The sequence below is a fragment of the uncultured Campylobacter sp. genome (assembly GCF_937997595.1).
Lineage (GTDB): Bacteria > Campylobacterota > Campylobacteria > Campylobacterales > Campylobacteraceae > Campylobacter_B.
The window spans coordinates 1-13,407 of record NZ_CALKTS010000153.1; the positions used below are offsets into that span (position 1 = coordinate 1).

At 46.6% G+C, this 13,407-nt stretch carries 10 protein-coding genes; all 10 read right to left on the minus strand.

Annotation, left to right across the window (positions count from 1 at the left end; translation table 11 throughout):
- Positions 1–740: 740 nt before the first annotated feature.
- Positions 741–1,859 carry a glutamine-hydrolyzing carbamoyl-phosphate synthase small subunit gene (gene carA, locus Q0614_RS05415; protein WP_298787083.1) on the minus strand — a complete coding sequence of 373 codons (1,119 nt, stop codon included), beginning with the start codon at positions 1,857–1,859 and terminating at the stop codon, positions 741–743.
- On the minus strand, positions 1,859–2,410 hold the full coding sequence (locus tag Q0614_RS05420) for a DUF507 family protein (RefSeq protein ID WP_298787085.1): 552 nt from the start codon (positions 2,408–2,410) through the stop codon (positions 1,859–1,861). The genes carA and Q0614_RS05420 overlap by 1 nt, the downstream gene beginning before the upstream one ends.
- A gap of 75 nt (positions 2,411–2,485) precedes the next feature.
- Complete coding sequence (locus tag Q0614_RS05425; RefSeq protein WP_298787087.1) at positions 2,486–3,736, minus strand: adenylosuccinate synthase; 1,251 nt, start codon at positions 3,734–3,736, stop codon at positions 2,486–2,488.
- Entirely contained in the window at positions 3,733–4,596 is an 864-nt protein-coding gene (locus Q0614_RS05430; protein WP_298787089.1) for an ATP phosphoribosyltransferase regulatory subunit, read from the minus strand. Before Q0614_RS05430 ends, Q0614_RS05425 begins: the two co-directional genes overlap by 4 nt.
- Positions 4,593–8,660, minus strand: a complete 4,068-nt coding sequence (locus tag Q0614_RS05435; RefSeq protein ID WP_298787091.1) for a diguanylate cyclase — start codon at positions 8,658–8,660, stop codon at positions 4,593–4,595. The genes Q0614_RS05430 and Q0614_RS05435 overlap by 4 nt, the downstream gene beginning before the upstream one ends.
- Positions 8,661–8,711: 51 nt before the next feature.
- The gene (gene modB / locus Q0614_RS05440; RefSeq protein WP_298787093.1) at positions 8,712–9,401 is read right to left on the minus strand and encodes a molybdate ABC transporter permease subunit; all 690 of its coding nucleotides are present in this window, start codon (positions 9,399–9,401) and stop codon (positions 8,712–8,714) included.
- 1,036 nt (positions 9,402–10,437) lie between these two features.
- A complete protein-coding gene (locus Q0614_RS05445) occupies positions 10,438–11,286 on the minus strand; it encodes an ATP-binding cassette domain-containing protein (protein ID WP_298787095.1) in 849 nt (282 codons plus the stop codon).
- Entirely contained in the window at positions 11,273–11,665 is a 393-nt protein-coding gene (locus Q0614_RS05450; RefSeq protein ID WP_298787097.1) for a hypothetical protein, read from the minus strand. Before Q0614_RS05450 ends, Q0614_RS05445 begins: the two co-directional genes overlap by 14 nt.
- The gene (gene modA / locus Q0614_RS05455) at positions 11,665–12,432 is read right to left on the minus strand and encodes a molybdate ABC transporter substrate-binding protein (RefSeq protein WP_298787099.1); all 768 of its coding nucleotides are present in this window, start codon (positions 12,430–12,432) and stop codon (positions 11,665–11,667) included. Before modA ends, Q0614_RS05450 begins: the two co-directional genes overlap by 1 nt.
- 101 nt (positions 12,433–12,533) lie before the next feature.
- Positions 12,534–13,322, minus strand: a complete 789-nt coding sequence (locus tag Q0614_RS05460; RefSeq protein WP_298787101.1) for a TOBE domain-containing protein — start codon at positions 13,320–13,322, stop codon at positions 12,534–12,536.
- Positions 13,323–13,407: the final 85 nt, after the last annotated feature.

Sequence of the window (13,407 nt, forward strand, 5' to 3'; positions counted from 1 at the left end):
AAAGTAACACAACTCTTATTTTAGGTGCAAATATGGGCGGGATTAAAAAAGAAGCATGGATAAAAACCGCAGCCTAGGAGTGGGGCAAAATTTAAAATGACGCAAGCTAAATCTTATCGGTGCGAAAGAGATTTAAAAGGGGCTGGAAGTAAAATTTCAAAGCTAGCGTAGGTAAAATTTCGCTACGCGGCGGAGCAGAATTTTATTTTAGGCAAATATTTTAGACGGAAATGAAACGGCGCCGATAAGGTTTTAGTAGGTAAACGGCGTTAGATAAAATTTTACGAGCGACAGGGCAGCTTGCTAGCGAAACTTTTGATGGCAACAAGACGGCTCGTCAAATTTAAAGGGCTTGAAGCCATGCTAAATGTGCCACAGAATCTGTTTTTTTTGAAAGGGCTAAGCGCGCCAAGCCCAATTTTTAAATTTAAAACGCATGAAATTTAGCTGCGAGCTTAGAAGTTATACGGACACGAAATCACACGAATGAAAAGCATGCGGCGCGCAGTCAGTTTAAATTTAAAATCGCAACTAGCACAGATCGCTTCATCCAAAATCACCGCGGCAATCCTCAGTCTGCAAAAGTGCGCTTTACACGCTACTCCAGCCTGCAATTATCCAGGTTGCGACGGGCTTTAAATTTACAATGCAAAGACTGCGTTAAAATTTAAAGCTTGTCGTAAATTTAAAATTTTACCGCAGGGCCGCGGTAAAATTTTATGCGGGCAAAATTTCAAAAATCATAAAATCTCAAGAAATTCTTTAAAGATATATTTGCTCTCTGTTGGCCCCGCACTGGCTTCTGGGTGATGCTGCACCGAAAATACGGGATAGTCTTTGTAGCGCACCCCCTCGATCGTGCCGTCGAAAAGATTGCGGTGCGTGATCTCGCAGATTTGAGCGATCGTTTCTGGGACGTTGTAGTTGTGGTTTTGCGCGGTGATCTCGATCGATTTGGTGCGCAGGTTTTGCACGGGGTGGTTTGCGCCGTGCTGGCCGAATTTCAGCTTGTAGGTCTCATACCCCATCGCGTTGCTTAGCAGCTGATGACCTAGGCAAATTCCAAAAATCGGCACGCGCGCTTCGACCATCTTTTTGATCTGCGCGATCTCCTCTTTAAGCATGCGAGGCTCGCCTGGGCCGTTTGATAAAAACACGCCGTCGATCTGCCCCTCTTTAAGCTTAGCAATCAGGCTCTCCGCTTTAACGTCGTGCGGAAAAACCTCTACTCCGAGCCCCAGATCGCAAAGCTCGTTTAGGATGTTTCGCTTGACGCCGTAATCGATCACGGCTATCTTTTTGCCGCAGCTTGCGGGCTGAGCGTAGCTTCCGCGCTCGGCATTCCAGCGCCCGGAGGTGTGCTTATACGGCGCCTTCGTGCTTACGATGCTTACGTAGTTGATCTCCTCTATGCGCGCAGACTCGCTAAGCGCCTTTTTAAGAGCCGCCTTATCGCTGATCTCGGTAGAGACGAAGGCGCGCAGACTGCCCTCGTCGCGCAGCATCTTGGTTAAAAATCTAGTGTCGATGTCGTAAACGCCGAATTTTCCGTTTTGCAAAAAATAATCTTCTAGACTCATCTGCGAGCGGAAATTTGAAGGCTCGTCGTTGAAATTTCTTACGAAAATTCCGCTTGCGTGGATTTTAGAGCTTTCTTTGTCGTTTTCGTTGATACCTACGATGCCGATTTCAGGCATAGTGAAAATAATAAACTGCCCCGCATAGCTCGGATCGGAGATGATCTCTTCATAGCCGGTGGCCGAGGTGTTAAACACGAGCTCGCCGAATGCGCTACCGCCCTTGCCGAACGCCTTGGCTTGCAGATAGATGCCGTTTTCTATGTAGATATACGCGTTCATTATAACATGCCCCGTTTTCTTAGCTCCTCTTCGTAGAGCTTTTCAAACACAAGCTCGTATTCTTCGGTGCCTGGGATCAATTTTTGCTTGTATCCCTCGATCTTTTCATAGACCGCATCCTCAATCTTTTGATAATTTTTAAGATATTCGTCGATCGCGTTATAAATTATCGTCTTTAGCCTGTTTTCCGAGACTTTGTAATCGATCAAATTTTTCTTCCAAACGGTTTCTAAAATTTTATGCGATATGGTGCCGTAGCGATCCTCAAAATTTAGCTCGAAATTCTCGTCGTTTGCGATGTGGCGTTTGATGAGCCAAAACATATCTTTTTTATTCACGCTCATCTCATCTAGCTCGCTTATGCGCTCATCTATCAGCTCGTTTGCGCGCTCGTCTATCGCTCTTTCTTTTTGCAGATCGCCCCTTATGATCTCATCCGCCTCCTTGGCGACGGGCTCTATGCCCGCACTAAGCGTAACGCAGCCCGAGTTTAGCAGATCCAGCGCTATTTTATGCGCGATATATGGCACGTGTGGTAGTCGTATTCGCATGATCGTTCCTTTAAATTCAGTTCTATGAGCGGTCGCACCGCCTGCAACGGGTGAAATTTTAAAATTTCACCGGGTTTATAAAATTATCGTATCGCTTCTTTCGGGACTGGTAGAGATAAAGCCCACTTTCGCGCCGCTTAGCTCCTCTATTTTGCGGATATAATTTTGCGCGTTTTGCGGCAGATCCTCAAATTTTGAAATTCCTTTGACGCTGTCCCAGCCAGGCATCTGCTCATAAACCGGCTCGGCAGCTTCCAAATCGATCGGGAAATAATCGATATCCTCACCCTTGTAGCGATATGCGCGGCAAATTTTAATGCTCTCAAAGCCGTCTAGGACGTCAAGCTTCATAAGCGCGAGCTTGTCGATGCCGCTAAGGCGCACGGCGTATTTCGTAGCCACTCCGTCGAACCAGCCGCAGCGACGCGCCCTGCCCGTCGTAGTGCCGTACTCTTTGCCGATCTCGCGCATCGCCTCGCCTTGCGGACCCTTATCCTCGGTAGGAAACGCGCCGTTGCCCACGCGGGTGGTGTAGGCTTTTAAAATTCCCATCACCGTGCCGATATCTTTCGGTGCGAGCCCGAGCCCGCTGCAAGCCCCACCCGCGATGGTAGTCGAGCTCGTGACGTAAGGATAGGTGCCGTGATCGATATCAAGCAGGCTTCCTTGCGCGCCCTCTACGAGCACGCGCTTGTCGTAATCAAGCGCCTTCCACAGCATATGTGTCGTATCGGCGATGTATGGCTCAAGCGCGCTTTTATATCGCTTTAGCTCGTCGTAAATTTCAAGCTTACTAGGAATTTTAACCCCCGCTTTTTCAAAAACGCTCTCATGCGAAGCAAAATCGCGCGATAGAGCCTCGGCGAGCCTTTCAGGCTCTAAAAGCTCCGCTACGCGGTGTCCCGTGCGCGCGATCTTATCGGCATACGCAGGCCCTATGCCCTTGCCGGTGGTGCCGATCGCAAGCTCGCCCTTGCTCTTTTCGCGCGCCTGATCGATCAGCGAGTGGTATTGTAAATTTAAAAACGCCTTCTCGCTTATGAAAAATCTGCCCTTTAAATTTTCAAACTGCGCCATCTCGGTAATCAGCACGTCGGGGTTGATCACGACGCCGTTTCCGATGATGTTGATGATATTTTTATGAAGCACGCCGCTGGGTACCAGATGCAGCGCAAATTTCTCGCCGTTTATGACGATGGTGTGGCCCGCGTTGTGCCCGCCGCTGCTGCGACATACGAAATCGTAATTCGCGCTTATCATATCTACGATCTTGCCCTTGCCCTCATCGCCCCACTGGGCGCCGATGACTACGTCAACTTTACTCATTTCTCATCCTTTTGCATAATTTTTTCTATCAAAGCATCCACTAGCAGCGCAAAGCCGCTGGATTTTAGCCCGTCAATCTCGTAATTTCCGCCGTTACAATACACTGCGCCCGCGTCTAAAAATCTAAAAAATAGCGCGTCGTAATAGCGCATTTTAGAGTAATACAGCAGCGAAACGCGGATATACTCGTAATCTACGCCTAAATTTAAAATTTCATCCAAACACGGCTTTAGCTCTTCAGGCACCTGCGCACGCAGAGCCTGCACGTCCTTTAGCGACGTGGCGCGAGCCGTAGCATCCAGCCAAGGCAAATTTTGCTCAAGCAGCGTCTCAATCTTGCCCTTTTCAAAAATTTCAAGCGGCAGGTTTAAAATTTCGCAAATTTTTTTCGGAATTTCGATGTTGCTCAGCTGAAGCGCGGGCACAAGATCAAATTCTTTAAAAAATTCCTGCGCGATTTTGATCGCAAGCGGCAGGTTTTTCTCCCCGATTAGCTCCGCGCCGATCTGATAAAATTCGTCGCTTGGGTATTTGAAGGTCGGCTGGACGTAAAATAGCCGCCTTAGCTTATCGTCTTTCAGCCGTTTGCGCACGATACGCACGACATCCACGGTGCTGTCTGCGCGAAGCGCAAGCTCGTGGTTTGTGGGATCGGAGAGCTTAAGAAGCTTCTGCGGCGCGACGCTTAGGTGTTGATGATATGAAAAATATGGCGTTAAAATTTCGCTAAAGCCGTTTTTAACGAGGATTTCGCTCGCTTTATTTTCCAGTTCGCGCTTGAGCTGCGCGCTCTTTCCGAAATACAGCCTCGAGCCGTTGGGTATCTCGTGATCGAAATCGGCGCTAACGCTATCTATCATGCTGCCTCCAAATCGCTTATGAACTGATTTAGCCGCGTTTTAAAGCTCTGAATGAAGCTTGCCAAAACGCGGTAATCAAGCGAAAGAATATCTAAAATTTGCTTACGTATTTCTGTAGTTGGCGCAAATTTTTCGCTGCCCGCGCTTTGAGTTTTATTTAAAATTTCGCCGAATTTTGCTCTAAAGCCTTCGAACTCTCCCGGGCTCAGATCGCCCGCATCGGCGCGCAAAACGAAGCTTAAAGCAAGCTCTTTGTAATCAAGCGCGTTTAAAAAGCCGATAAACTCATCTTTGTCGATGGCTGTGAGCTTGGGCGTATCTTTAAAGCGCGCGATGAAAGCGTCTATCTCTTTGCGATCCAGCGCTTTTGCGATAAAATTTCCCTGAAGATAGTTAAATTTCAAATTGTTTAAAAGCCGCAGCGATAGCGCGTTTTCGACCCCTTGAGCGCCTAGAGCGAATCCAAACTCCCGCTTTAGCTTGCCCGTGATCTCCACCATCGTTCGGATAGCATTTTTTTTCTTGCCTATGTCAAGGCAGAGCTCGCGGTCGATTTTAACGATATCGAAAGGCTGGGCATTCAAAAATGGAATATTGCTTTTATTTGCACTATTAAGAGCAAATTTAACCCCAAGATCTGCATAACGCCCACGCGCAGGGGCAAATTCCTTAAAATTTTGCTCGCTAAAATCGGTTATCTCAAACATCAACTCGCCTTTTGCATTAGCTCTGTCTCGCAAGCTGTGAGCTACGAAATCGTAAAATTCGTCGTTTGCAAGCACGGCTAGACTTACGTTTATGGAGCAGTTTGCGCCAGTTTGAGCGTTAAATTCCATCATCTTTGAAAACGCAAATTTTGAGATCGGTAACTCAAATCGAGGCTCGCTTAATATCTGCGCAAAATCCTGCGGGGCAAGAATTCCGCGCTTTCCGCGATCCCAGCGTAAAAGCAGCTCATATCCGTAAATCTGCGCGCGGCTAATGATCGGCTGATAGAGCACGAAAAATTCCCCCTCTTCGATCGCTGCAGCAATACCTTCTTCGCTAGGTCCGTCTGCTTCAGCGCGCTCAAAGATACAGTAGCGGTTTTTACCGCTCGTTTTGGCGCGATACATCGCCCTATCTGCGCGCGATAAAAGTCCTGAAAAATCGATCTTTTCGCTGCCGTCGTAAAACGCTGCACCAACGCTGATGCTTGCGCTGATCTCGTTTCCTTTAAGATTAAATTTCATCTTTGAAATTCCAAGCAGGCGATCTAATAGCACATGCGCGGCATCCTTGCTTTGCAGATCGCCTATGATGGCACCAAACTCATCGCCGCCTAAGCGCGCCAAGATATCACCTTTGCGCAGCAGTCCGATCATCGCCTTTGAGATCGCCTGCAAAAACATATCGCCGACCTCGTGCCCGTAGGTGTCGTTGATCGCCTTAAAGCCGTCAAAATCGATGAAAAGCACCGCCATAAGCTTGGAATTTTCGCCCGAGTTTGCGGTAAATCTCTGCGCAGCCTTCATAAAATACACTCTGTTCGGAAGCCCCGTAAGCGCGTCATGGTGGGCGATCTTAGCTAGCTCGCTCTCCTTTTGCTTGATCTGCGAAATTTCGGTAAACATCAAGATGAAATTTGAAGTAAGCGAAAAATCATCCTTTATCGCAATTGCCGTAAATAGCGCAGGAAAGGTGCCACCACCTCTTTTTAGTCCGTAAATTTCATCTTTGTAAGAGGTCTGTTTGCCGACGAGATTTTTTCTAATCCTCTCCATCACGTCCGCTCCCCCCTCCGTAGGAGCGAAGAAATTTGGAATTTTGCCGATAGTTTGGCTTTCGCTATAGCCGGTGATTTCATAAAAGGCGTTATTAGCGCGCAGTACGCGACCGCTCTCATCTGTGATTAAGATCGCCTCTAGCGAGCGCGAAAAGACGTTGGCGTTTAAATTTAACTCCAGCTCCGTCTGTTTGCGCGAGCTGATATCTTCGAGCGTAGTTTTTACAAGGCGAGAGCGAGAGCCGTGCTTTTCGGTAACGTAGCCTTGCATACTGATCCAAGTATAGGCATTAGCGGCATTTCGCAGACGGAATTCGCAGCTAAAATCGCTCCTAAGCCTGGCGGTGCATTCGCGGATCATTTTATTGAAATTCTCTAAATCCGCGAAGTAAATTTCATAACTGAACTCCCCGAAGCTCATCGCAGTGTTTAGCCTTTTGCCGCGATATTTTAAAATTTTAAAGTAATTTTTATCAAACGACAGCGTCTGCGCATCAAGATCGATTAAGCAGGTGCAAAAATTCCTAGTCTCGATTACCGTGCGGTAAAAGTCCAAATCCTCCTGCAAGCCGCGGATCGCCTTAACATCGTCATCGATATTTTGAAAATAAAATGCAGCCCTGGCGGCGGACTTTTTGACATAGATGCTCACTTCGTAGCTATAGCGGATATTGTCATTGTGGCGAATTTTATAGCTTTGAGAAAAGCTTAGCTCTTCTGCGGGCATATCGGCTAAGCGGTTTAAAATTTCATTTTTAGCCTCATTCGCATCCTTTTCATCCAGCAAATCCCATAGCCTTATCTCGCCGCTTAAAAACTGCGCCGCTTCGTAACCCCAAAGCTCTTTTATATTTTTGCTAGCATCTACAATCTTGCCCGAAGTGTAGTCAAACACGAGTGTAACGATAGGCGCGTGATTTAAATACTCGTATTTTTGCTTAGTTTCATCGTAAAATCTGCGATATTTTGACGCATCGAGCACCACAAAAAGGGTTGAAATTTTACTTCCGTCGCGGATATAAGATTTTTTAACATAGAGGTCCTTGACGCCATTTTTGGTCTCTTGGCGGGTTACGACATAGTTTTCTTTGACATAGTTTGCGCGCTGGGTTTGATAGGCGTGATCATAAAACGAGCCTGCTTGCAGCGCGAAGATATTCCGCCCCACGACGTCATCGCCATAAAGCTCGCGTGCGCCGTTGCTAGCGCTTTCGATCGTGCCTGCGACGTTATCAATGCTAAGCACCGAAAGGGAGCTGTATTTTAGCGCATCTTTAAAGCTGAGGCTAAAATCGCCGTGGCGCAAATTAGACTTCAAAACCTCATCTATGGATTTAGAAATTTCTAAGACGGAGCTTAGCGGATTTAGCGCTTCTATATCGCGAATTTTGGAGTGGTAATCCCCTTGGCGCAGAGCGTTTTGAACTGCCGCTAGCGGGATAAAAACGCGCTTTTTTAAAAACGTAAAATTTGAAATTAGAAGGATTAAATAAGCTAAAATAGCCGCCGCTAGCGCTACGACGATAAAATCGTCCGCGCCTAAAAAATAGCCGGCTCGTTCGCGAGCCATTACGAAATTATCCCCAAATTTCGCAAGATATGCAAAGCTTAGCCCAGATTCGTCTTCAAAGCTTACCACTTCGCCTAGGCGCGAAAAATCAAAATCCTGCCCCAATATATCGGTTACGCTGCCAGGAGCGTTAAAGAATTTGCCTTCGGCGTTAAAGACCAAAATATCTCCCAGCGAAGAGAGCCTGGCAATCGGCCTAGCGGTGTTGGCAAAACCTAGCAGATATGAATCAGCGTTTACGCGCTTGATTAAAAAATACCGCCACGCCCCATCCATCATCATATAGCGCGATACCCATTCATCCTTTTTTAGCTCGCTTGCGATATCCGCAAGCCGTATCTCGCCAAGATCCGAAATACGCGCATCCGATGAAAAATGCGCCAAGCTCTCCTGCTCCGCGCCGCGGGCGCGCAGATAAAAAATAGCGTCAAATCTATGAGAAGATTTTACGACATTACGGATCAAATCCGCATAAAGCTCGCTTTGCATAGCTTCGTGCCTTGCGTCCAAAGAAAGGATAGTTTCTTTTAGAATTTCAAGCTCGCTAAAAAGCGACTCGTCGGTATTTTTAAGTAAAGTAATCGCCGTGCGCGTCCGCAAATCAAGCTGCGTAGCGATCCTAGTGCGCAAAAAACTAATCTCGCAAACTACTACAAGCGTAAGCAGCGCAGCGCCTAGAATCAAGGCGGCGTTAAATCTTTCGGTAACGAAGTCTTTTTTGTTTTTCATGCCAAATTCCAAATTTTGAAGGATTTTAGCAAATTTCGTTTTAAAGCCGATTTAAGCTTGTATTTTCGCGCCCTTTGCGCCCAAAAAATGCATGATCAAAAGCACTGCGAAGCTAAAAATAAGCATCAGCGCCGAATACGCGTGAGCCTGCGCAAAATCGAGCGTCTCGGTCGCTTCGTAGATCGCGATGGAGGCGACCTTGGTCTGCTCGCTCACGCTGCCGCCGATCATCAGCACGACGCCGAACTCGCCCATCGTGTGCGCAAAGCAGATCACCAAGGCGCTAAGCAGGGAGTGGCGTATCGCGGGTAACGCGACGCGAAACAGCTTGGAAAAATAGCCCTTGCCGAGCGAGTCGCACGCCCAAAAAAGCGAGCGCGGAAGCGAGCGAAAGCCCGAAACCAGCGGCGAAAACATAAACGGCAGCGAGTAGATACAGCTCGCGATCACGAGCCCGCTGAAATTAAATACGAGCCGAAGCCCGAAGTGTTTGTCAAAAAACTCGCCCAGCACCGAATACGGCGATAGGAAAACGAGCAGGTAAAACCCTAATACCGAGGGCGGCAGCACGAGCGGAAGCGAGATGATCGATTCGATCACGCTTTTGCCGCGGAAATTTTTTCTCGCCATAAAAAACGCAAGCGGCACGCAGATGATAAACAACGCAAATGTCGTTAAGCTCGCAAGCTTTAAGGAGACGAGAAACGGCGTGTAATCGAGCCCCTTTAGAATTTCAAACATTTATCCTCCGAGCCGAGCCGCTGGGCCCAAAATATAAAATTTTAAAAGCCTAGCTCTGCTTTAAAATTTAGAGGCAAAGCCAGATAGAATTTACGCAAACCTCATAGCCATAAGGTCTTGCAAAATGAAATTTTGAAAAAATATGCGCAGAGCTAGCTGCGCAAGAGCTTTAACGAAATGAAATTTTAAAAATTTCACGCAAGCTAAAGCGAGCGGAATTCTATAAAATTGCTTGGCTAATAAATTCCTTCAAGCGTGCAAATTCCGTCAGGCATTTAAACTCTACTAAGCTGGCAAATTTTTAAGGTCACGAATTTTGCTGAGCTAAATTTCAAAAAGCTTAGCTTAGCTTTAAAACTTGAGCGGGCAGGATTTATCTGAGCGCAAATTTCACGCAAGATATAGCCAAACGGCATTCTCTGAACAACTTAGTGGAATTACATTGAGCCTGACAAAACAAAATTTTAAAATTTCGCATAAACCCAAAAGACCCGGTTAATGAAATTTTGCCGCAGCTCTTATTAAGCGAGTTTAGCACGCAAGCTTCAAGCCGTTAGAGCTTTTAAAATTTCAAAGCCACAAAATCCAGGTAAAATTCTAAATCTGAAAATTTTAAGTTTGCGCGAAGCTTCACATTAAATTTTTTACCAAGATCGCATGATAGAATTCGCGCAACTCCTGCCAAAAAAGTAAGCTAAAAGCCGCCAAATTTAAAAATAAACCCACCACGCCAATTAATAAATTCAAAGAAGGAATTTAACGGCGCCTGTCTGCGCAAAATCTAAAATTTAAGCTTACTTTCCCCACGCTATCTAGTCTAGCGTTGCGGTTTTACTCTAGCCTGCGTTTAAATTTTGTGTTTCATGAAAATCTAAGCGCGATGCGAATGAAATTTTAAAATCTCACCGTATTTTGCGGGCAAATCTAGCTAAAATTTCGCAAAATCCCTCGTCTAAATTCCATAAAAGCCTGTATTTAGATCTCTAATCTAGTTGAAGTTTCCTACTTAGGCGCACCTAAAAGCTTGTCTGTAAGTTTAAATTTTACGCAGAGTGATATTAAAGGCTTTGGCACCCGCTTTGACCTCATCGCCTACTTGCAAGCCATCGGCTTCTGCATTGCTTAGCACCACTTCGCACAGCTGGCTGCCGATCGCTACGACAGCCACTTTGACCCCGTCGCGTGCTTGCAAATCGACAATCTTGCCCGCGAAAGAAAACTTCTGCGAGCCATTTGTTTTAAGAAAAATTTCCTCCGGCGTACCGGTGCGGACGATCCTGCCGTCCTTCATCTCATAAACCCGCTTGCAAAGTCTATAAATCTCGCTTACGTCGTGGCTTACCAAAATCACGGTCTGATGAAACTGCTCGTGGATCTTTAGCAAATACTCTTGGATTTTTTCGCGCATCGTAAAATCAAGCGCCGAAAGCGGCTCGTCAAGTAGCAAAATTTCAGGCTCTTGCATCAGTGCGCGAGCAAGTGCTACGCGCTGCTTCTGTCCGCCACTAAGACCCTCGACGCCGGATTTCGCAAACTCGCTAAGCTCTAAAATTTCAAGCAACGTTGCAGCTTTTTGCGGATCGTTTCTGGCAAAAAGTAGATTGCCCGTCACGCTCATATTCTCAAAAAGTGCGTAGTCTTGAAATAAAAAGCCGATCCTGCGCTTGCCCGCACTTAAGAATTCATTGCCTTCTTGTAGCACGCGATCGCCGTCTTTTATGCTACCACTATCTGCGCGCAAAAATCCCGCTAAAATGCGCAGCAGTGTAGTCTTACCGCTGCCGCTGCGCCCATATAGGCACACAAACGAGCCTTTGTTAATCTCTAAGCGAGCATCAATCGAGAAATCATCACTGATTTTTTTCTTACAATCAATCGTTATCATATTTTTCTATATATATCGCAGTGGCGCTAATGTATGCGAAAACCTCGTCGCCCTCGCGTAAAGCAAGCTCCTGCGCAGAATGCGCGCTAATGAGCACATCAAAGCTTATCTTGCCTTCAAACCTGAGCGTGCATAAAATTTCACCTAAGCTTAGGCTCATAATCTTGCCGTGAATTTCATTTTCGCTAGATGCACCACTTAGGGCTTCGCGAGATAAAAGCACATCGGTGCTTTTAAAGCCCACGTAAACTTCGCTACCCACCTTAAGCTCGCTACTTAGCTGCAGAAATACGCCACGTAGCTTGATGCCGCCCGCGATAAATCCTACAGAATGGATGCCGTCTTTTTGTAAAATTTCGTTGATTCTCGCTCTAATCATTAAAACTCGTATCCGTATTTAGCAAAGATCACCCTGCCCTTATCGCTTAGGATAAAATCATAAAACGCCTTAGCTTCGGCATTGTCTTTGGCGCGATTTAGCACGACCATGCCTTGAGCTATCGGCTCGTAGAGTTTGGTATCAACTAAAATGAAATTTTCGCCCTGCTTGCAAGGCTTGTCGTTGCAGCCGTCTTTCGCCATCTTAGGCGCATACATCGCGCTAGCGGCGATAAAGCCGACGTCGGAAGCTTTAAGCGCTTGCGAAAGAGCCTCGCCGATCGATTTTGCTTCTACGATTTTGCCTTTGATCTCATCGTAAACTCCCGCTTTTTTGAAAGCCTCCACGCTTGCGGTGCCGTAAGGAGCGGTCTTCGGATTTGCTATCGTGATAGTTTTGACGCTAGGGTCTTTTAAGGCTTCAAGCCCCTTGCTAAGATCTACGCCGCGCACGCTAAACATCGCCACTTTGCCTTTGGCGTAAGTTTTGGCAGGCACCGTCGCAAAGCCCTCTTTATGCAGATCGTCTGCAAATTTCATATCCGCCGCCATAAAAATATCAAACGGAGCGCCGTTTTTAATCTGCGTGCTAAGCGCACCGCTGGCGCCCAAGCTCACGTTTAGCGTAGTTTGCGGATGTAGCTTGGCAAATTCTGCCTTGATCTCGTCAAACGCATACGTCGTGTTCGCAGCGGCTGCGACGCTGACCTCTCCTGCGCTTAGCGCGCCTGCGGTTAAAATTCCTAAAAGCACTGCTTTCAACTTCATTTTATGCCTTTCGTTTCGGCTCTCACCGAGAATTGAATTGTATCTAAAATTTTAAATTTACGCCTTAAATTTTAAAATTTTGAGCACCCAATTTCACCCTATTACGCGCCAATAATGATCTCGCTAGGCTCGATGATCGCCGTTACCTCATCTCCTACTCCCAGAGCCATCGCGGTGGCAGATTCTCGCGTGATGATCGCGGTGATGTTTTGATGCGAGCTTGTGCCTAGACAGATCTCTGCGTTTACCGCGCCGATTTTGACCTCGCTAATCGTGCCCTTGATTTGATTCGCCGTACTAAGTTTTAGCTTCTCCGAGGCTCCTTTAGCGATGATGACGCTTGGAGCCTTAAATAAAAACAGCACATCCTTGCCCACCTTTAGCCCTAATTTTTTTTCGCTTTCTACGGTTACCGTCGCGCATAAAATTTCGCCACCTGCGAGCTTAGCCGTGATTTGAGAATTTACAGCGCCTGTTTGAACATCCGCAATCTCAACGCTTAGCTGATTTCTCGCAGAAAGCTTCATACCGATCTTCTCTAAGCTTAAAAGGCTCTCTTCGGTGATCTCGTCAAGCTTTAAAATTTCACTCAAAAACGTCTCGCCCGCGTGGCTGATAGCATCATAAGCGCGAATCAGCTTGTGAGCGTATGGAGTGAGCTCCGAGCCGCTATTTTTCTTAGTACCTTGAGTGCGGACGATGAGCGGTTTTTTGCTCGCGTTGTTGATTAAATTTAGCGCATCCCAGCCGTTTTTATACGACACTCCTACGATCTCTGCGGCCTTTGTAATACTTTTAGTCTCATCTACGGCCTTAAGCAGCTTAATGTGCTTGGCTAGAAGCGATGCTTTGTTGCCAAGCAGGAATTCCAAAGCAAATTTTGCGTCCATTTTCATCCTTTCTTATTTACTTTCACGTGATTTTATAATATATCCTCTGATATATTTCTTAAAGAGCTACAGGCTTTATTCTGCG